The sequence below is a fragment of the Prevotella pallens ATCC 700821 genome (assembly GCF_000220255.1).
GTDB classification, from domain to species: Bacteria; Bacteroidota; Bacteroidia; order Bacteroidales; family Bacteroidaceae; genus Prevotella; species Prevotella pallens.
Genome location: NZ_GL982514.1, coordinates 671,214 through 692,262, shown reverse-complemented (window position 1 = coordinate 692,262; position 21,049 = coordinate 671,214). Strand labels below are relative to the sequence as shown.

Sequence of the window (21,049 nt, the reverse complement as noted above, 5' to 3'; positions counted from 1 at the left end):
AAACACTATTAAACTAAAAACTATGGAGGAAAAGAAGCGTTATAGCGATGAAGAACTCGAGGAGTTCCGCGCTATTATAAATCAAAAATTAGAGATTGCAAAGTCTGATTATGAGGAAACAATGAAGGTGTTGATGAACAAAAACACTAACGATGTAAATGATACGTCACCCACTTATAAGGCTTTGGAAGAAGGAAGTACTAATCAAACTAAGGAAGAACTCGTACAAATGGCGCAGCGTCAGCAGAAGTTTATACAAGGTTTGCATGCTGCTTTGATACGTATAGATAATAAAACGTACGGTATAGACAGAATTACGGGAGAACTAATTCCTAAAGAACGTCTTCGAATTGTGCCACATGCAACGCTCAGCGTGGCATCGAAGCAAGCCAATAAAGACCATTAAAGGTTCAGATGAGTAATAAAAAGAAATGCACAATAGCAGTAACAACCATTGTATTGCTACTGTTAATTGACCAAATTATAAAGATATGGGTGAAGCTAAATATGAATATTGGCGAAGAAATTGTCATATTCAATTGGTTTCGCATATCGTTTATAGAAAACCGTGGAATGGCTTTCGGAATGGAAATAGGAAGCAAACTCTTCCTAAGTCTGTTCCGAATAGTTGCCGTAGGAGTTTTAACATGGTATATCTATAAGCGTATTAAAGAAGGAGCACGTATAGGTTACATCATAGTACTTAGTATGATATATGCTGGTGCGGCTGGAAACATTTTGGATTCGCTCTTTTATGGCGAAATATTTACCGCATCGCACCCCTATTATACCAACCTTCCAACAGCACATTTAGTAGCGTGGGGCGAAGGCTATGCGTCTGTTTTAATGGGCAATGTGGTGGATATGTTTTCGTTTCCACTATTTCACGGCACCTTTCCTGAATGGCTTCCAATATGGGGCGGAGAAGATTTTACTTTCTTTTCTGCTATCTTTAATTTTGCCGATGCATGTATATCGGTGGGCGTAGTTGTGCTTTTTCTTTTCTATCGTAACGACTTTAACAGCACAAATACTACACCGTCAGCAACAAAAACAACAGAGAATATTGCTGAAAACACTGTAAATGCACAAAAAACCAACGAAGAATAAACAACAATAATGTATACACAGAAACACAACAAATTGCTATATGCGTGGGCAAAAATATGTATTTTGCTTGCGTTTGTGTTGGTTTCGTGTAAACCTACCGTACCTTCCACTTATATTCAGCCTGGAGAAATGGAAGATTTGTTGTACGATTACCACGTAGCAATGTCTGTGGCAGCAGTAAAAAATGCTACTCCAGAACAACAAGAGGCATACAAACTGGCTGTGTTTAAACGCTATGGAATAGACGAAACTGAGTTTGAAAATTCGTTGAAATACTATTTGCGACATACCGAACGACTAAAGAAGATATACGAAAATATAGACGAACGACTGAAAAAGGAGGCACAAGCACAAGGCGTATCGGCATCCGACTTCAATCAGTATGGCGATGAATCGCTCAAAGGCGATACTACAAATGTGTGGAATAGGGCAAAAGCGGTGATACTAACACCACAATCGCCTTACAACTACCATTATTTTGAAGTGAAAACAGATACTACTTTCCATAAAGGCGACCAGCTAACGCTCGAATTCGACCCTCTTTTCATAGTGCAAGATGGTACGCGAGAGGGTGTAGCAGTGTTCACTGTAACCTTTGGAAACGATAGTATAGCAACCGAAACTGCACGCTTCTTTAGCGAAGGACACCAGTCTGTTCCTATCCAAGACACTGCTCATTCTGGTATAAAACGGGTGCGTGGCTACTTCTATATGCCACAACCACACGACAATTCCACTACATTCCGTCTCTTAGCCATCACCAATATCAAGCTAATTCGTATGCACGAGCAGAAGCAAACTACTGTTGCGCCTGCCGATTCTACCAATAATACTTACCCAATACGTAATGTTGGAGGCGAACCAGTGCAGAAAAAACAAGGCGAAAAAATATCAGATGCCAACCTACAGATGGTTGCCGACGATAATGCTGTGCAGGAAGCAATGCGCAAAAGAGGCATTCCAAAGCCAGCTACACGATGAGACGAATAGCCGTTAATACAGCAATTTACAACAACAAATGTATAGAACCTGCTGTAATAGAACTGGTTGGCGATAGGGTAGAGCACTTCTTCCAGCTCAAAGAAGAAATTTCTATGACAGAATGGATAGGAGGAGAAGTGGTTTTACAAGTGCATAGAGGAAAGCTCAGAGCCTATAAAGATGGGCAGATGCTTAGCGAAAGTCAGTCGCTTTAGAGCATTTAGGTTTTGGAGCGGCACTATGAGGAGAATATTTATAGAGAGAATAGTGTTCCCATAGATACTATCTTCTATAGAAGCTAAAAGGTTCTCCTGGTGTCCTTAGAGCCTTTAAACGAAACAAAAGAACATTAAAAACAATATAAAGCAAATGCAATTATTCGTTAGTTTATTGCTTGCAACACTCTCATTTGCCTCTCCTGTGCACATACATGTACAGCTTGCGGGTAACTTTGGAGAGCCTCGTCCCAACCATTTTCATGGTGGAATAGATATAAAAACCGAACGTGGAGTAAACTTTGGAGTCTATTCCATTGCCAATGGATACGTTTCTCGTGCCATAGTAGGTGAGTATGGTTTTGGACGCGCACTGGTAATAGCACACCCTAATGGCTATTCCAGTTTTTATGTACACCTTAATCGTTTTGCACCACAGATACAAGCTGCTGTAGAACGATGGCAATACACACACCATAGCTATAATGGCGATATTCATTTTCAGCCTGGTGAAATACCAGTAGGTAAGGGACAGTTTGTTGCTCTTAGTGGAAATACAGGAGCATCGCAAGGTCCGCATCTCCATTTAGAGATGCACCAAACAGCCACTGGAAACCTTATGGACCCAATGAACTGGCTTTCTCATATAGTACCAGATACCGAAGCACCCACCGCCTACTCGTTTAAAAGCTATCCACAGGCAGGTCAGGGTGTTTTTCAAAATACACAAGAAAGTAGAATTTACTCCTTTGGTAATACCCGATACCGTGCTTGGGGCAAAGTAGGATTCGGCACATGGGCTTACGACCACATGGATAGCGTGTACAACAACTATGGTGTACGCCACACCGAACTATATTGCGATGGTAAGCTAATCTACAAAAGCGATGTAAACAACATACCACAACAATGCAACAGAATGATTAATGTGTGGGGCGATTACGAGCATTTCGCCAGTCATCGCATCTGGTATCTTAAGTCGTTTCGTGAGCCTGGCAACCGTCTTCCCTTCATAACGACTAATGCTACAGGGGGTATTGTAAATTTCAATCAGCCTCGCGAGTACCATTTACAATATGTTTTCAGCGACTATTATGGCAATAAAACCGTGAAAGACATATATGTTCAGGGCACACCACAAGCCATTCCGCCTGCACAACCCATTGGTGGTGCCAACGCTTTGCTGGTAAATCGCAACAACAATGTGGCTTTCGCAGTAGCTCTGTTACAGGTAAAAGGTTCGCTATTGGCACGCAACTGTTTGCTACAACCACAGCAAACAACTCTTGCAAATGCCCTTTCGGCAGGCTATCGCTTTGCTCCTTTGTCGCTTCCTCTACTTGCTTACACTCCTTTAAAGATAAAAATAACCGCACCAATAGGCAATACTTCTAAACTATATATGGCTGCCATAGCACGTGGAAGTGGTGCTGGCGCTCCACCAATGTACTGTGGGGGAAGCTATAAAGATGGTTGGCTACAAGGAAACATACGCGATTTGGGACTGGTATACTATGTTGCACACGACAACACACCGCCAACCATTAGACAAACATCGGGTAATCCGGCATCATTAACGTTCCATTTGTCTGATACAGGTACTGGCGTAAAGAGCTACGAAGCCTATATCGACAACAAATTTGTGTTGTTTGAACAAGGTAAAGACCGGTCTAACATTTTCTGCGACCTACGCAAAACGCCTATCCCGGCTACGAAAACGCAACACACATTGCGCATTGTTGCAACCGATAGACGCCAAAATGTGGCTACCTATACCACAAAAATAACCTATTAAATTCCAATATATATAATGTGAAACTCTAATTTTTTAAACCTATATGATTATGAAAAAACTAATTTTAGGCGTACTTGCGCTCTGCTCTTACCTTTCTGCAGAGGCTTGTACCAACTTTATTGCAACGCGAGGAGCAACTACCGATGGCTCTGTTTTCGTTACTTACAGTGCCGACGACTATGGTATGTTTGCCAGTCTTTGCCACTATCCTGCAGGAAAACACCCAAAAGGAGCAAAGAGAGAAATAGTTGATTATGACTCTGGAGAACGTCATGGCTTCATAGACGAGGCTCCAGAAACCTATAATGTAATAGGAAACATCAACGAATACCAGGTAAGTATTGGCGAAACAACCTACGGCGGACGTAAAGAAATGGTAGATAATACGGGTATTATAGACTATGGTTCGCTTATGTATCTGGGTTTACAACGCTCTAAAACTGCTCGCGAAGCCATTAAAGTAATGACCGATTTGGTTGAAAAATATGGCTATCAGTCAAGTGGAGAAAGCTTTACTATTGCCGATCCGAACGAAGTTTGGATTCTAGAAATGATGGGTTGCGGTGGCGATAAAAAGCAAAAAGTGGTATGGGTTGCCGTTCGTATACCCGATGGAATGATATCTGGACACGCTAATCAGGCACGTATCGGACAGTTCTCTACCTATAATACCGATGTAATAACATCTAAAAATTGCATTAAATTCGCTCGCGAGAAGGGCTGGTTTAATGGAAAAGACAAAGACTTTAACTGGAAAATGGTTTATGCAGCACCCGATTTCGGTGGTCGTCGCTACTGCGATGCACGTGTGTGGAGCTTCTTTAACCACTTTAAAGATATGTCTGAATACTTGCCTTGGGCACTTGGTAAAGATAAAAATGCTAAAGATATGCCTCTTTGGATAGCTCCAGACCGTAAGCTAAGCCTTGCCGATATGGAGATGAGTATGCGCGACCACTACGAAGGAACTGCCTTAAGCACACTCAACGACTGCGGTCAGGGCGATTGGGAAATGCCTTATCGCCCAACACCACTTACGTTCGACTACAACGGAAAGAAGTATTTTACAGAGCGTCCTGCATCTACTCAGCAGAGTGCATTCTCATACGTGTGCCAATTACGCTCTTGGTTGCCTCGCGAAATAGGTGGTATCATCTGGTTTGCTAACGACGATGGCAACATGGCAGCATACGTTCCAATATACTGTAGTAACGTTGATCGTGCCGAATGCTTTAATACTCCAGGAGCCGATGCTGTTACTTTCTCCGACAAAAACGCTTTCTGGGTATGCAATTGGGTAGCAAATATGGTTTATCCACGCTACTCTCAGATGTTCCCAGCACTGAAAGCTGTTCGCGAAAAGTTGGAAAAGGGCTATGCTGCTAACCAAAATGCAGTGGAAACAAAGGCACAAGAACTCTATAAAACCGATAAGGATGCGGCTGTTAAGTATCTAAACGACTACTCAATAGCTAAGAGTAACGAAATGCTTAACGAGTGGAAACAACTTGCAACTTACCTTATTGTGAAGTTTAATGATATGGCAGTGAAACCAGAAAAGGACGGTAAGTTCGAACGTACTGCCACTGGTTGGGGTGCACGTCCAGCTCGTCCGGGTATGAGCGAGGCTGCTAAGAAGGCTATTATAGAGCAAACTGGCGATAAGTTTGAGGTTCCAGCAGAATAAAATAATATTTTTTTATTTACAAAGAGAGCAGTTCCAAAGTAGCATTTGGACTGCTCTTTTTTGTCTCCTTTGGGAATATCATTTCATCGAATACGTGTATCCATTTCAACTCACACGCATATCCGTTCGTCATTTCGTGGGTGTTTACGGATATGCGGGCACGATAAATCTGCCCCTACGGCTGCTTGTGTGCTGCTAATAATGCTGCTAACAAATTGGAATAATGTGGCGAATATGCTGTGAGATATTCACATTCAACTACGAAATGCGTTGCTACCGATTTGCAACAACGTAACATTCAAAAAACAAAAACCATACTTTTGCAACGCAAAAACCCCCTTTTTGCACGCCAAAAACCATACTTTTACACGGCAAAAACCATACTTTTGTTCTGTGAATATGTAACATACACAGAATGAATACGTTGCGAACATTCCGTGAAATATCTACATTCGCTCACAAAATGGGTTGCGAACATACTCTTATATCGTCTTTTTTCTATTGTTATATTGTTTGTTCGGTGCTAATTGGGCATTGCTTTGCGAGTGGTTAAATGTCTATTTTGCTTTGTTTTAGGGCTCAACGTCGCTATATTCTACCTTTATGTGGAACAGCGGAGTAATGTTAATGCACTGCTGTTCTAAGTCTTCTTCTATGTAGTATTTGCCACCCGGAAGTAGTTTGACTTGTGTTTCGTACGATAAAAATTCGTCTTCGCCATACGATCTTCCCTTTTTATTTGCTATTACTCTAAGCTTAAACTGGTGTGTTCCCGGCGATATGAGACACTTTTTGTATATCCAATGGATTATGCCTTTGCCATTTGGCACACCGTCTATGGCATCTACTACAATTCGTTTTGGCTGAATAGCCGACCTGTTTTTCTTAAAAATCAGTGTTACTGCATTGGCATTTTTGTTCAGCCAACGCCTTGTTTCTCGGAAATATCGTAGGAAAAAGATGATTCCAACTAACTGTTCGGCTGCAAAAAGAGTTGGAAATCCATACTGAATAATCATACTATTGGAGAACGAAGATAGTAAGGACGACAATCCGGTTAGTGTATAAAGGGAGATGAAAACGCCTGTAAAAATGTTTGCTTTCGCTTTATTGGATTGATGAGAAAGCTTTGCTTCGAAATAGAAGGCTATAAAAATAGCATATATCAATCCAGATAAAACAATTATATATATTATTATTGTGTAGTTAAAACCCATACTATTATTATTTCTTTAAGCCTGCGAACGAAGGTTTAATGCCTGTTGTGGTTCGCCTTTTTCTATGTTAGGGGTGGTGAAAGCGGTGAGTATCAGGCAGAACCAAGCATTTATACGAGGTGTTTAAAGGTAGACAAGAGCGCACGCTAAATGGGCAACAGTTTTGCAAAATAGCGTTGCTTTGATACCTAAATGCAAACTTACACAAAATATTTGGATAAAAAAAGATATATGTAAACAACTTGTTTGTGTTTTAATGGTATTCTTTCTACATAGTTTTTTGTTTACCGTTATGTGGCTTAAAAGGCATTCTATCTTTCTTAAATCATCTGTTTTTTCTATGGTTTTTAGGAAAGATAGAACCATATAGCCTTTATTCTACGTTATTTTTCGGCAACTTTATTTTTTCCAAAACAAGCTTGTTATGTCTTCCATTTGGTTGTTTTCCACAATTTTATACATACGTTGGTTGGTGCGTCGGCTATCTAATCCGCCCAGATGGCGTATGTATGGTCCCACCTTAATGTAGTCGAAATGAGGCAATTGAATATCCGTTGCCAGTGTGGTACGCCCTGTATACCAGCCCACTTTTATATTTTTGTGGTGCGTTTTTATGTAAATAGCCAGTTGGTTGATAGCCTCTGGTTCGCTATCGCCCCCCATAAAGCCAATGCAAGTAATGCGTTCGCCATCTTCTTTCAGCATTTTCTCTATAGCATCTGGTGTTAATGGCGTGCCCACATCGGTCCAAAGGAAAGTGCTATGGCACCCCGGGCATCTACAAGGACAGTTAGAAAGATTGATAGCCAACGTAACTTCGTTGGGAAATTCTTGGAAAACAATATCAGAATTTACGTATTTAAGCATTACAAATTTGGTGTTAAAACTGTGTGCACACTGCTCAACGCAGTATGCACACCCTATAAACGAAAATATAAATTAATTGGGTTTACAGAAACAGCGTATACCCAATGCCCTCACTCTTGAGGGCTAAACCGTATATTTTTCTTTTGTAGCGTAGTATCGTTTGCCAGCTTCTACCTGTCGAGCAGCCGAGAAATTGCTTACACGTTTCATATAACCGATGACGCGTGTTAGGTAATCTACGTTTGTAGAATGGCAGTGTGGGCACTCTTTAAGGTTGCGTTTGTCTATGTGTCCGCACTCGTTGCACACCGTGTTTGGTATATTGAATGTGAAATAGTTACACCCTTCTTCTGCAGCAACCCTCATAAGCTGTCGGTATTGTGGTTGCGATAGATGTTCGTCGAGGTTCATGTGCAATGCCGAACCACCAGTAAGATGTTCTATGTAGGGTGCTCCGTGCAAGCGGAACTTATCTAAAATGGTTAGCGAATTGTCTTCTACACGATAGAAATAGCTATTATAGCAGTCGCGAGGAACGAAATATCCATCGGCTTTGTCCCACTTTGCGTGCTTCACACCTACGTTTTCGGCAGGTATCATCTCGCAGTTGAACATAGCTTCCTTAGTGCGATATTGTTTGTTATAGGCTTCAATCAGTCCTAAAATACTCTGTACATATTCTTTATAATCGTCGTTTGGCGTAATATCCAACCCCATAAATTCAGCCGATTCTACCAATCCGTTAATACCAATGGTTAGATATTGTCGGTCTATGTTTATGTATCCCGCATCGAATAGTGGCAACATGTGGTGGCGCAGCAGGTCTTTCAGGTTTTCGTTGTATGCCAATTGCACTTTGTGGCATAGGTCTATAATGTGCGAAAGGAACTCTTTATAGTCTATTTCCTTATTTACAGCGTATTGCACACATCTATTTAGATTTATGGTGAGTACACTTTTTGATCCTGTAGATACGCCACCTGCACCCAAGGTATATGAGAAACCGTTGTCTTGAATCTCGTTTCTTAGACGGCAACACGAGCTTAACGAGTCGGCATTGTCGCTCATATATGTAAAGAAACTGTGTCCTTCGGCATACATTTGTGCGGCAAAGTCAGCCCATTCGGTATCGCGACATTCGCCATTTTCAGATAGAAGCGCCATTGTTTCCACAGGGAATGTTAGCACAGCCTTAGTTCTTTCTTGGTTAAACCACCTCATAAAGCGTTTCTGTAACCACGAAACACCTTCCCAATCGGGTTGCGAACCATCTGGGAAATAGAAGTTTTCGAAGAGCGATTTAAAGTAGAATTTATCGTAATAAGATATGTTCCAGAACACAGCCTGATAGTTTCGGGCACCAGTTGGCTGGTTTAGCGAGTATACAATCTGCTCAAAAAAGTCGGTAATAATCTTGTCTATGGTGCGTTGTTTCAGACTTAAATCTACCACTTTATCGGCATGTTGCCAATAGTCTTTACCATATTCTTTCTGTATAAAGTAGTTCATATACATCAAGAATTCGGGTGTTGCGCATGCACCAGCCAGCATACTCGAAACCATAAACACCATATTTATGAATCCGCCACAGAAGCTTTTAAGGTTGGTAGGGGCAGTAGAGTTACCTCCAATCGATGTTGTTCCACCGATAAGCCATGGATACATAGTGATAGAAGCACAGTAGTTGGCAAGGTTTGTCTCGTCGTTCTTATATATAAAGTGGTGTGTTAGCAAGTGCAAATACTCGTCAGAGAGTTCCTTTCCGTACATTTTTTTAATGCGGTCGGTAAGCAAACGGCGGTTCAATCTAATGAAACCTTGCTTTGGAAGCTCGCCTATTAGGGTGGCAATGTTCTTGTTTTCCACGTTAGCATTGGCATCAAACTTAGAGCCAGTGGCAGCATTCTCTGCATGACAATAGTCTGTTAGGAAGCGCATTTTCTCTAAAACCTCCCTATCTTCGGTGTGTTGGTGTCTATAAACTATAAAACTTTTTGCTACATTATAGTAACCTTCCTTCATTAAAGCCTCTTCTACTTGATTCTGAATGTCCTCAACTTTAATGTCGTCGTGTATTTTTATGTTCGCTAAAACCTTTGAAACAGTACCAAGATCGGTGGGTTCGCCAACACTGTCGAATGCTTTTATAATGGCATTCATAATCTTGTCGAGTGAGAAACGGTCCTTTGAGCCGTCGCGTTTTGTGATTGTGAAATTCTTCATTTTACCTTTTCAGTATGTCTTTATATATTTTTATGTTATTGATTGAGTTGTTTTTGTTGTTCCTGTTGGTTACCTTAATGGTTGTTTTGGAAAACTTTTCTCGATGCAAAGATAGGGAAAAGAAAATGAATAAAGAGTATTTTTAAGAATAAAAAATTACCGTCTATTTAACCATATATGTGTAATTTTATTTATAATGCTCTGATTATTAAGTATATATAAAATGGCTTTAAAGATACAGTTTTTAGCTTATTTAGAATAAAAAGAAAATATTTTGCTTCTTAAAAGATATATAAGTTTTCTGTTTTGGAAAACTTTTGAGAATACAAGATAGTAAAAGTTGTCTGAAAAGATATACTTTTTTGTGTTCTGTTTGTGTGTTTGTTTCTCTAAAAAATGGTGTTTTTAGTGTTCTGCGAATGCCTCAAACATTTGCAAAAAACAATGTTTTTGCAAAGTGTATATCCTCTAAAACAAGATATTTGCTATGGAAAATAGTTTTTTTAAAGTTGTTAAGTGCACCTACAAAATATCTATTTTGCTAAGAATTGCTTTAGCTTTTCCAGTTCTTCGGTAGCCACTTTACGTCCATGTTCGTAGGTTTCTTGCATTTTTTTAGGGTTGTGCGATGTGTGTCCAATGGTAAGTTTAATTTGCGGTTGAAGCACAAAAACGTTGCCTTTTCGCTCTTCTTGTAACACCAAGTCTACCTCTTTATTATACATAATGTGTCGTTCTGCCAGTGCTTTCAGCATTTTTGGGTGTCGGTGTAGCTGTAAATGCATCAACGGCATTAGCTTATTGGGTTGCTTTCGGTAGCCTTTTGGTTGCGTTAGCACCACAACGTTGCGTTGATATCCTTGTTTTTGGAAGAAGGCAAGCGGAATAGAGTCTGCCACACCCCCATCTAACAGGCGTTGTCCGTTAAGTTTCACAATGTTAGAAACCAGTGGCATTGATGCCGAAGCCCGCACAAACTCCAACTCTTCATAGTCTAACGTGTTAAGTTGGCGGTACACTGCCTTTCCCGATCCCACGTTTGTAGCCACTGCCCAGAACTCCATTGGATTGTTACGGAAGGTTTCGAAGTCTACAATATCCAGCTTATTTGGTATGAAATGGTAGGCGTATTCGGCTCCAAAGTAGTCGCCTGTGGTAAGCAACGACCACAACGAGGCATATTTCTTGTTATTTGCGAAGCGTTTACTGTATCGTATTACGCGTCCAATTTGTCCCGACTTGTAGTTGCAACCAAAGGCAGCGCCTGCCGAAACCCCTATGGCACCGTTAAACTTAATATTGTTTTCCATTAGCACATCTATAACGCCAGCTGTGAATAAGCCTCGCATTGCGCCTCCTTCCAATACCAATCCTGTTTTCATAACATATATTTAGTTTTATAGCACACCATTTTTTGTGTTGCAATCTATCGTTTTAGTGCCTTCTTTATAATCTGTGCTGCAATGGGAGCAGCTACATCTGCACCGAAACCAGCGTTCTCAATGAACACTGCTATGGCTATTTTTGGGTTGTTCATTGGTGCAAAAGCAATAAACGCCGAGTGGTCTTTGCCTTGATTTTCCACCGTTCCGGTTTTCCCACAAATGGTATATTCTTTTGTATTTATATCGCGTGCGGTTCCCCATGCTACGGCATTGCGCATTCCATCTATCACTGGTGGATAGGCATTAGGGCTTACTAGCGTAAGTCTACGCTCTGTAAAGCGTTTCGGTAGTGGGTGTTCTGCGGTGTTGGCGTGTATGTGTGGTGTGTAAAAATAGCCACGATTGGCAATGGTAGCAGCTAAATTGCATAGTTGTAGGGGGGTTACTGTTATGTCGCCTTGCCCCATTCCTGTCCAAATAATGGTGAGCGGACGCCAGCCTATGCGATATCGGCGAGCCAAATAAGCCGAATTGGGCACCAATCCACCCATTTCTCCAGGTATGTCGATGCCGAGCGGACCGCCTAATCCCATACTCGTCATATAGCTATACCACTTGTCTATGGCTGCCGAATAGGTGCCATATTTTGCTTTATTGCCTATCATGTTCTCAAAAGACTTTAGAAAATAGGTGTTACACGAACTGGCAATAGCGGCTCTAAGCATAAGTGGCGAACTGTGTTTGTGGCATTTCACTTTTATGTTTTCTTCGCGAAAAGCCCCATAGCAAGCCATTTTGGTTTCGGGTTTTAGTGTACCTTCCGATAAGAAAGTGAGTGCTTGTGCTGTTTTAAAGGTAGACCCCGGGGCGTATGCAGTGGCAATAGCCAAGTTGGTATTAGGACCTTCGGGCGAGTTTGTTGCCAAACATATCACCTCTCCAGTAGTCGGTCGAATGGCAACAATGCTTCCTTTGCGTCCTTTCAACAGTTCGTTTGCCAGTTGCTGAAGGTCGGGTAGCAACGTTGTTGTGGGTTCGCTGGCAGCCTTTGGGGTGGTTTTCTTTTCGTCGGTATCCGTTTTCTTTTCTGTTGGAGTGTTTTTTTTGGTTGTTTTTTTGGTTGTTTTTGTTTTGTCGGGATACAGTCGTTCCATTTCACCGTGGTATTCTTGTGCTATGACTGTGGCTGTTGCGAGCATACAAAGTATGCTTATAATATATCTCTTCATATTTTTTTAATCGGATTTAGATATGCAAAGATAGTTAAAAGATTATATTTACGATGTAACTGGTGGGGGCGAATTGACGTTTTTTACTTTATTTTACGAGAACAATACATGCCATATTATTTCAGCAACACATAGTGTTACGAACCCCAAAACCAATTGTTTTTGTTGATGAAACGGGCACAATGAATTGATAAAAATGCCTTGCGGAATGTTCGTTTCCATACATTTGCGCAATGAACAAACGGTGTGGTTTCGGGTGGTGTATATTCTCTAATTTCAAAAAGGGGGTTTTTGCAATGTAAAAGTATGGTTTTTGTGCTGCAAAAGCATGGTTTTTGAACGCCAAAAACCATACTTTTGTAATACAGAAAAATGGACTTTCGTAAGACGTTGTCTATTAGATGGTTATGAACTGCGTTATGCTTCGGTTACAACTGGTAGATGTTTCGTACATTATTATATGGTGTAAATGCCACCGCACTCGGTAGTTTGTTGTATGCTTGTTGGCATTTTGCACGCCTTTCGCCTTTGTTGTATATGGTAATATCTTTATTATGAGGTTTATAAACTGTGTTTATGGCGGAACAAAATAAACCAACTTTAATAACCAATTAGGCAAAAACCACGTATTAATAAATAATAAACACATTGTGAAAAGAAAGTTATGAAAAGTTTTTGTACTTTAAATTAATTTGCATATCTTTGCGAAATGAAACTAAATATTCGTATGTAGAGAGAGTATAACAAACAATATATAGAAATGGAGGTGTAGTTCTGGCTGCTTATGCGCCACATTGCAATGCTGTTGTTTTGTGGAAGGTGTAATGCTAAAACAAATTTTTATGTTTGCCTAAATGCCGTTTATGGCAACAAAAAGAGAATTTTATGGCATACTAATAAGCGTACGAACACGGTTAAAATAACCACTTACCTTCTGTAATACAATCAATTAAAAAGCTCAATCACACAAAAATAATATAAACAAAACGTAAAATGAAAAAACTATTAGTATTAGTATGTGCTGCCATTGTAAGTATTTCTGCTTCAGCACAAAAGGGAGATAAGGCAATAGGTGTAAACCTTTCGTATGGTACAAAAGTAAAAAATATAGGCTTAGGAGTAAAAGGTCAGTACTATTTAACCGACCGTTTGCGTGGCGAAGCATCTATAGATCACTTTTTAAAGAAGGACGATGTATCTATGTGGGATATAAATGCAAACCTCCATTACCTGTTTGATGTTGCTCCAAAACTACAGGTTTATCCTGTTGTGGGGGTAGGTTATACAAAGTGGAATGTGCATTTTGTACTGTTAGACGGCAAGAAGAAGTCGGCATCAGAAGACAGATTAGCGGTTAATCTTGGGTGTGGTGTACAGTATCAGCTTATCAATAGGATTAATGTGAATGCAGAATTGAAATATCAAATTATAGATAATTACAACCAATTGGTGCCAAGTGTGGGACTGACATATAGATTATAAAGTTCTTTTATAGAGGTTGTTAAACCGTAGGTTTGCCTCTATTATGATAAGAAAGGTGTGGCTGAAGCATTTGCTTTCCACACCTTTTATAGTTTAAACCTAAAAAACTGTTAGAACAAATATAAACCTTGTTTTATTGCAGAGTATGTTATGTTGCGTATAAACAAAGTATAACGAGCTATAATAAACAGCAAACGACGAACAAAAGAGGGGGAGGAGAATATAGCATTAACAAGGTGCAGCGGTTGTTTTTGTGGGTTTATGCACACTGTAAAACTGTAGTTTCGGCTTTGTTAGCTTGTTTTTTGCTATAAAAAAAACTCCTACCTGTCTTATAAAAAGACAAAGTAGGAGTTCAGAAAATATATGGCATTTATAAGTTTTTCTATATTTTAGCGCATTGTGAGCATAACAACGCTGCTGCCAAAACAAACGTAAGGTTGTTCTGTAGTATATATATTGTAGTAGTTTCTACTGTTTATACTTCTCTACACCCAGCTTATACATATCGTTACCTTCGTGGTCTATGGCAACAATAACGGGCAATTCTTCTACCCGAAGACGGCGTATAGCCTCTGTTCCAAGCTCATCGAAGGCAATAACTTCTGCCTCTTTAACAGCCTTTGCCATAAGTGCGGCTGCGCCACCAATGGCAGCAAAGTAGACTCCGGTATATTTTTTTAGTGCATCGATAACCTCTTCAGACCGCGAGCCCTTACCAATCATAACACGAAGCCCCTGTTGAATGAGTCGTGGAGAGTAGGCATCCATACGTCCTCCAGTGGTTGGTCCTACCGAACCAATGGGTTGTCCAGGCTTAGCAGGGCACGGACCAGCATAGTAAACAGCCTGTCCTTCAAAGTTAAAAGGCATAGGTTCGCCCGCATCAAGCATTTCGCACAACCGTTTATGCGCTGCATCGCGTGCCGTATATATAGTTCCTGATATATAAACCATATCTCCAGCATGGAGCGATTTTATGGTTTCATCGGTGAATGGAGCCGATATTATTCGTTTTTCTTCCATATTTTGTTTTCTTGTATTTAGGGTATTGTGTAAGAAACGCCACCTCTATTTAACTCTGTACGAATGTTTTTCAGAGAGCGTTTGTAGTGTTTAGAGAGAGCCTTCTGCATGGCGTGTAGCATGGCAACCAATGTTTACCGATACAGGCAAGCCAGCAATGTGCGTGGCATTGGTGAGAATGCTTACTTGTAGGGCGGTAGTTGTGCCACCAAAACCACATGGACCGATGCCAAGTTTGTTAATTTCGTCTAACAATTCCTTCTCTAATTTAGCCACATGGGGCATTTCGCTAACACTGCCAACCGGTCGGAGCAATGCTTTTTTGCTTAAATAGGCAGCTCGTTCCATAGTTCCACCAATGCCAATGCCTACAATAATAGGTGGACAAGGGTTGCCACCGGCATGGAAAATAGTGTCTATAACAAACTGTTTAATGCCTTTTATGCCTGCACTTGGCGTCAGCATCTTCAGTCCACTCTTGTTTTCGCTACCAAAACCCTTAGGTGCTACGGTAATATGGAACTCGTTTCCCGGCACAATATTGTAGTGAATAATGGCAGGAGTGTTGTCTGTTGTGTTCACACGGTCTATTGGATCCTTCACAACCGACTTGCGAAGATAACCTTTAGAGTAGCCTTGTCGTACCCCTTGGTTTATGGCGTCTTCTATAAAACCACCTGTAATGTGGCAATCTTGCCCCATTGTAACAAACACAACGGTCATTCCTGTGTCCTGACACATAGGTACACGCTCGGTTTTAGCTATATCGGCGTTTTTCACAATCGTACCTATTATCTGGCTTGCTAAGGGCGATTTCTCTTGTTTTTGGCATATTGCGAGCTTGTTATATATATCGTCTGCAAGCACGTAACATGCTTCTATACAAAGCTTTTCTACCAGCTCTGTAATCTTAGATGCTTCTATTTCTCTCATTCTTATACTTGTCTTGTAAGGAAATACTGTGTATTTCTGTTCTCAATGTTCTCGTAATTCGTATCAACAATGCCTATTAGGCAATGCGTTTTGCTATCGGGGTCGTACATAAACTCCTTAACGAAAGCAAAATTCTGTATATCTTTGGTATTATTTACCTGCAAACGCGGACCTCCACACTCTACTATGCGTTTGCCAACGGTAATGTGTTCTTCGTCGTAATATGCTACTGGGAGGTGCATTTCTATAATTTTGCGCACCTTTTGTTCGAGTTCCTCTATGCTAAAGTCCTCGTGTTTGTAGAATTTAAGCACGAAACCGTTACGTATATCAGAGAAATAATAATGGTCGGAAGATATGTTATAGTCCTCTTCAAGTATGTAACGGGTAATCTCTTCTGCTGTATGTGCCATCTTACGATACTTCAACGACTCGTGCACAATCTCGTAAATGCTTTCTGGAAGTGGTCCAAACATTGAGGGACGAGCCACAATAATTTCTTCGCCAATGCCCACAATCAAATCGGCATTGCGCCCTAAAGCCTTGCGTAAAAGGTTGAAATGTTCAACAATAACTCGCTTTTTGTGTTCCAACAATGTCTTAACAAATTCGGCAATCTCCCACATTTGCATAAAGCCAGTAAGGAAACGAATGTCCAAATGGAACGATGAAGCCTCTTTAATTTCGCCTAATGCAATGGAATCTCGCATAGAAAGAATCTTGCGAGGGTTAATTATGTCGTCGTCGTTGGTGAGTTCCAAACCAGGAAACATACCTTTTATGAGCGAAGATTTGCCAGAACCAGCATCGCCTACAATACCAATGAGACGGTCGGTATACAGAAGGTGGCGTTGAGAAATGTGGTCGCCGAGGAATATAAGACGCTCTTTGCCACGTGGAGCAAAGTATTGTGTTGAGATAAGATATTGCTGAAGTGGATTTATCATTGCCTTTTTTGTTGTGGAGTTTATTGCTAATACTGCTCTTTAAACTAATGTAATAGGACTTAGAAAATATCTGTTCTAATTATAAAAAATAGAGTTTGGTTTTCTCTATATTGCCATAATGAGGGCAGAAAGCATTAATTTTTGCAATAGAAAAAAACGAGTCGGCACACCCTATAATATAGTTTTTGTGCCAACTCGTTTGTTTTCTATTTTATAATTCGAAGCTCATCTTCATCAAAGGCGTATGCTGTTGTGCACCATAAACATCGGTTTCGCCTAATGAACCAGATGGAATAGGACGAACAATGGTTACTTTTATTGCCTTTGCAGGGTCGAAGTGTATAATGTTTATTATGTCTTCTGGCTTGATATGGTATAGGTTGCAGAACATTGTTTCGTTGAAAATGTTTGCTGCTTTCACCTTGTTGTACATATCAAAGTCTTTAAAAATGACATCGAATGTAAGTTCGAAAGGGCCCGAATTCTTACTACGAATCACCGAAGCCACGTCTATTAATTTATATTGTGCCATGTTTTTATCTTCTTAAACTGTTTGTTACTTGCATTCTCCCCTGTCGAAATTGACGTATGTAATAGGGAAGAGACTTGTTGGATCGTCTACTTCTAAGAGGTGATAGATATTGAATTCGTAAACCTCGCCCATCTTACAATCTGATGGAGAGAAGGGGAATGCAAGGTTGCCTGACGTAGAATAGCGACCTTCGTAGCCAAAGTGGAGCATCGTGCTACGTGCAAAGCTACAGATAGTGTTAGCTGTTTCTTGGCTATCGGCTACGGCTTCGATAATGATAAGAAGCTCATCGGAGTGCGATTCCTCTATTCCTTTGAACATTGCCATTACGCCTTTCTTGCCATAAATCTTGAAATCGAGGAAGAAATCGGTAATACCGTACTTCCTAAAGTTGTCTTCTACGCGAGCGCGAACTGCCTCTGTAATTTCGTCTATCTTAGAAATCATGATAGGATCCTTAACTGCTGCAGGCGACATTGTGCGGAAACCTACTCGGCGAACACCCTCGAGTTTAACGTAATACTTATCGGTTGGTACAAACTTTGACCCAGAAACACGTACCTTATTGTCGTCTACTTGTTCGAATTTGCACTCGTGTAGGTTGATAGCACCACCTGGACCAGGCAGAATATAAGGGTTTGTTTTCTCGTAAAGTGTGTGTCCTGCGATAGAAAGGGTGGTACATTTGCGAGCTGAAGATAATGGTTCGAGCACGAAATCGTCGTGATGTAGATAGCCAAACATACAGTCGCTACCACTTCCTGGTAGTGCACAGATAGCCGCACACTCTAATATTTTGCCCAAGTGAATGGCTAAACCTTTTGGAAATCCCTCTTTTATTGGAAGGGCAGCGAATACTGATGGGTCGTAAGAACGGCCAGCAATAATTACGTCGGCACCTTCTTCCAAAGCCTTGATGTATGGTTCTTCGCCAATTTGAGCTACGATATGAACTGCTTCGTCTACGTCTTTTTCGCCGATAGGCTTAGCTGGAGCAAGTGGATTAACCTTTCCTTTGCGAAGTTCTTCCTTAATAAAGTCTTTCTCAAACTCCGATTCTATTACTGCCATCTTAAAAGAAAGGCCTTTCTCTTTGGCTATTTCGCGAATGATATCGAGCACAAATTCTACGTGAGGACGTGCACCGCTACCACCAGCAGTACCTACAATTACGGGTACTTTGGCTTCTATTCCAGCAGGAATCATAATTTCTAAGTCGCGTTTTACAGAGTTGCGGTCTGTGAACGACTTGCCTGCGCCAAGATAATAAGGGCCTGGATCTGATGAACCAGCGTCTACTGCGATTACGTGGGGCTTACGTTTCATTCCCTCTACGAACGATTCCATAGGGAAACCATAGCCCAAAATAGCTGTAGTGGAGAGTATTCTGATTTCTTCCATCTGTTGTTTTCCTTTTTTAATTGTGTGGTGAAACCTCTTAATTGCCTGATTGGAAGCAAAGTTCAATAACTTTATGCAAGTTAAAGAAACATAGTATAAAAGGTTTGTCCCAATATTTAGATATTCTAATAAATATGACTTTTGCTTTTGAAAGTTGCGTTGCCTGTGTTTAAAGATTACTGCGTTTGCGTTTTATATCTCTTATATTGCATTTTTAGAACTATGGATCTACTTTTGTAGAACCATAGATCTACATTCTTAGAACCATAGATCTACATTCTTAGAACTATACTTTTGCATTCCAAAAACCATACTTTTGCATTCTAAAAACTATGTTTTTGCATTTTAAAAACCATACTTTTGTATTCTAAAAACTATGTTTTTGCATTCCAAAAACCATACTTTTGTATTCTAAAAACTATGTTTTTGTATTCTAAAAACTACCTTTTTGCGATATAAACAAACTTGTTCTATTTTCTGAAACCAATTGTTTTTATTTATGGTTGCAATAGCATTAATCCAAGAATCTGTTTGCGTTGGTTCTTAACGGGCAGGTTGTCATACTTTGATGAATATGGCGTCATATCTGAATAGAACAGACGCCACATTCTTTTTTCTATCTTATGATATTGAATTTGCGTATATATAATAATGTTTCTATTCGGCAGTGAGTGCTAAGATGCGGCTCATTTCGTTGAACACAATCATATAACCTTCGTCTACTCCCATACCAGGTTTTGCAAGATACTGTACAGGTTTGGTAGCCATAGCAATGTTAGCGCAAACCTCTGCAGAGCGGTTTGTTTCGTTGCAAGTACCTCCAAGATAAGCACCCATGCCGTGTTCTTTACAGTAAAGTACGGCTTCGATGGTGTTGTTGATACCTCCGAGGTCTGGAGTCTTTATCTGTGCCATGTGTCCAGCCTTCTTTTCAGTGAACGCTTTTATATCTTCTAAGGTGTTACACCATTCGTCTGCAACAATCTCAGCGTCTATTCCATCGCGGTCCATTGCGGCACGTATAGCAGCTAAAGCATCTATTTGTGCTTCGCGTTCGCCCATATCAACTGGTCCTTCTACACGTAGGTGGAAAGGTTTTGCTATTTCTGCCACCTCGCCAATGTATTTAGCGATAGCCTCAAAATCGTTATTGAAGACGATGCCGAGTGTTCCATAAACATCAATATGGAAGATAGGGTTGTAGCATTCGCATGGACGTAGTTCGAGAACACGGTTGCGTAGCCAGCCAACATACTCTTTAATCTTTTCGCCTTTTAGTCCAACCTTTGTTTCAACGTGGTTGAAAAGAGCATGTGGAAGTACGTCAGCACACTTCATTATCATCTTGTCGGCATTCAAATAGCGGTCGTCTCCTGATTGAGAGAAGATAGGAATAATCTTCTTTGATACCTCTGTGCCATACTCATTGGCTACTACTTGTGCCATTAATTTGCTTTGGCTCTTTGCAACAGCATCGAGACAAGCTTGTGTTACACCATATCTTATAGCGGTATGATATATTTTTCCTGTAGACGGACTAATAGCTTTGTCTACGAGGTCTGCCATTTCGCGGAACGATGTTATTTCTTTGCCTTCGTAAAGTGGTGCTATTTCTTTTTCAATAACTGGAATAAAGTCTTTCGCAAGGAACAATGGGTCGCGGCCACCGGCACCTGAATACTGCACAGCAGCACAGTCGCCGTATGCAATAGCGCCGTTTTCAAGTATGAACATAACGCTAATTGACTCGCCAGCTTGTCTTACCTGTGTGAAACCAGGTGTTAATGGAGTGCCAATATAGAAGGCACCGTCGTTCTTTGCACCGGCTTTGATGGCCTTTTGGTCATCGAAAAAGAAGCCCGTTTTACCTGGGGCACATACAACTTTCTTAACTTTCATAATAAGAATTTGTTTAAGTTATGGTCCCACTGCAGTATTATTGTTTCCCTTTTGTGGGACCAATATGTTAGTTTATGTTTTTTCTGAGAGTTCTTTTCTTGCTCTTCTAAAGATTTGTTT

Annotated in this window: 18 protein-coding genes; 7 read left to right on the top strand and 11 right to left on the bottom strand. The window is 40.6% G+C overall.

Annotated features, from left to right (window positions below; genetic code table 11):
- The first annotated feature begins 22 nt into the window (after positions 1-22).
- The 6 genes from HMPREF9144_RS12045 to HMPREF9144_RS12020 all read left to right on the top strand — a co-directional run bounded on the left by HMPREF9144_RS12045 (position 23) and on the right by HMPREF9144_RS12020 (position 5,788).
- The gene (locus tag HMPREF9144_RS12045; RefSeq protein ID WP_006046403.1) at positions 23-406 is read left to right on the top strand and encodes a TraR/DksA family transcriptional regulator; all 384 of its coding nucleotides are present in this window, start codon (positions 23-25) and stop codon (positions 404-406) included.
- An 8-nt stretch (positions 407-414) separates the two neighbouring features.
- Complete coding sequence (locus tag HMPREF9144_RS12040; protein WP_006046402.1) at positions 415-1,110, top strand: lipoprotein signal peptidase; 696 nt, start codon at positions 415-417, stop codon at positions 1,108-1,110.
- 9 nt (positions 1,111-1,119) lie between these two features.
- Positions 1,120-2,091 carry a DUF4296 domain-containing protein gene (locus HMPREF9144_RS12035; protein ID WP_006046401.1) on the top strand — a complete coding sequence of 324 codons (972 nt, stop codon included), beginning with the start codon at positions 1,120-1,122 and terminating at the stop codon, positions 2,089-2,091.
- Positions 2,088-2,306: a hypothetical protein gene (locus HMPREF9144_RS12030; protein ID WP_006046400.1), complete on the top strand. Its 219-nt coding sequence runs from the start codon at positions 2,088-2,090 to the stop codon at positions 2,304-2,306. Before HMPREF9144_RS12035 ends, HMPREF9144_RS12030 begins: the two co-directional genes overlap by 4 nt.
- A 154-nt stretch (positions 2,307-2,460) precedes the next feature.
- On the top strand, positions 2,461-4,101 hold the full coding sequence (locus tag HMPREF9144_RS12025) for a M23 family metallopeptidase (RefSeq protein ID WP_006046399.1): 1,641 nt from the start codon (positions 2,461-2,463) through the stop codon (positions 4,099-4,101).
- A 49-nt stretch (positions 4,102-4,150) separates the two neighbouring features.
- Positions 4,151-5,788, top strand: a complete 1,638-nt coding sequence (locus tag HMPREF9144_RS12020) for a dipeptidase (protein WP_040595927.1) — start codon at positions 4,151-4,153, stop codon at positions 5,786-5,788.
- A gap of 572 nt (positions 5,789-6,360) precedes the next feature.
- Here HMPREF9144_RS12020 and HMPREF9144_RS14115 read toward each other — a convergent pair.
- The 5 genes from HMPREF9144_RS14115 to HMPREF9144_RS11995 form a co-directional block, all read right to left on the bottom strand.
- The gene (locus HMPREF9144_RS14115; RefSeq protein WP_257009657.1) at positions 6,361-6,807 is read right to left on the bottom strand and encodes a hypothetical protein; all 447 of its coding nucleotides are present in this window, start codon (positions 6,805-6,807) and stop codon (positions 6,361-6,363) included.
- Between the two features lie 597 nt (positions 6,808-7,404).
- Complete coding sequence (gene nrdG / locus HMPREF9144_RS12010) at positions 7,405-7,872, bottom strand: anaerobic ribonucleoside-triphosphate reductase activating protein (protein WP_006046392.1); 468 nt, start codon at positions 7,870-7,872, stop codon at positions 7,405-7,407.
- Positions 7,873-7,995: 123 nt separating this feature from the next.
- A complete protein-coding gene (gene nrdD, locus HMPREF9144_RS12005) occupies positions 7,996-10,095 on the bottom strand; it encodes an anaerobic ribonucleoside-triphosphate reductase (protein ID WP_006046391.1) in 2,100 nt (699 codons plus the stop codon).
- A gap of 533 nt (positions 10,096-10,628) precedes the next feature.
- Positions 10,629-11,477: a patatin-like phospholipase family protein gene (locus HMPREF9144_RS12000; protein WP_006046389.1), complete on the bottom strand. Its 849-nt coding sequence runs from the start codon at positions 11,475-11,477 to the stop codon at positions 10,629-10,631.
- Positions 11,478-11,521: 44 nt separating this feature from the next.
- Complete coding sequence (locus tag HMPREF9144_RS11995; RefSeq protein WP_040595815.1) at positions 11,522-12,709, bottom strand: peptidoglycan D,D-transpeptidase FtsI family protein; 1,188 nt, start codon at positions 12,707-12,709, stop codon at positions 11,522-11,524.
- A 993-nt stretch (positions 12,710-13,702) separates the two neighbouring features.
- Here HMPREF9144_RS11995 and HMPREF9144_RS11990 point away from each other — a divergent pair.
- The gene (locus HMPREF9144_RS11990) at positions 13,703-14,191 is read left to right on the top strand and encodes an outer membrane beta-barrel protein (protein ID WP_006046384.1); all 489 of its coding nucleotides are present in this window, start codon (positions 13,703-13,705) and stop codon (positions 14,189-14,191) included.
- Positions 14,192-14,662: 471 nt separating this feature from the next.
- On the opposite strand, the gene HMPREF9144_RS11985 is transcribed toward HMPREF9144_RS11990, so the two are convergent.
- The 6 genes from HMPREF9144_RS11985 to HMPREF9144_RS11960 all read right to left on the bottom strand — a co-directional run bounded on the left by HMPREF9144_RS11985 (position 14,663) and on the right by HMPREF9144_RS11960 (position 20,929).
- Positions 14,663-15,217, bottom strand: coding sequence for a Fe-S-containing hydro-lyase (locus tag HMPREF9144_RS11985; protein WP_006046381.1), 555 nt, complete (start codon positions 15,215-15,217; stop codon positions 14,663-14,665).
- A 90-nt stretch (positions 15,218-15,307) separates the two neighbouring features.
- On the bottom strand, positions 15,308-16,150 hold the full coding sequence (locus HMPREF9144_RS11980; RefSeq protein ID WP_006046380.1) for a fumarate hydratase: 843 nt from the start codon (positions 16,148-16,150) through the stop codon (positions 15,308-15,310).
- Positions 16,151-16,152: 2 nt separating this feature from the next.
- The gene (locus HMPREF9144_RS11975; RefSeq protein WP_006046379.1) at positions 16,153-17,097 is read right to left on the bottom strand and encodes a P-loop NTPase family protein; all 945 of its coding nucleotides are present in this window, start codon (positions 17,095-17,097) and stop codon (positions 16,153-16,155) included.
- A 211-nt stretch (positions 17,098-17,308) separates the two neighbouring features.
- Positions 17,309-17,629, bottom strand: a complete 321-nt coding sequence (locus HMPREF9144_RS11970) for a DUF4387 domain-containing protein (protein WP_006046378.1) — start codon at positions 17,627-17,629, stop codon at positions 17,309-17,311.
- Positions 17,630-17,653: 24 nt separating this feature from the next.
- Positions 17,654-19,030, bottom strand: a complete 1,377-nt coding sequence (locus HMPREF9144_RS11965; protein ID WP_040595925.1) for an acyclic terpene utilization AtuA family protein — start codon at positions 19,028-19,030, stop codon at positions 17,654-17,656.
- A 657-nt stretch (positions 19,031-19,687) separates the two neighbouring features.
- Positions 19,688-20,929 carry a methylaspartate ammonia-lyase gene (locus HMPREF9144_RS11960; RefSeq protein WP_006046376.1) on the bottom strand — a complete coding sequence of 414 codons (1,242 nt, stop codon included), beginning with the start codon at positions 20,927-20,929 and terminating at the stop codon, positions 19,688-19,690.
- Positions 20,930-21,049: the final 120 nt, after the last annotated feature.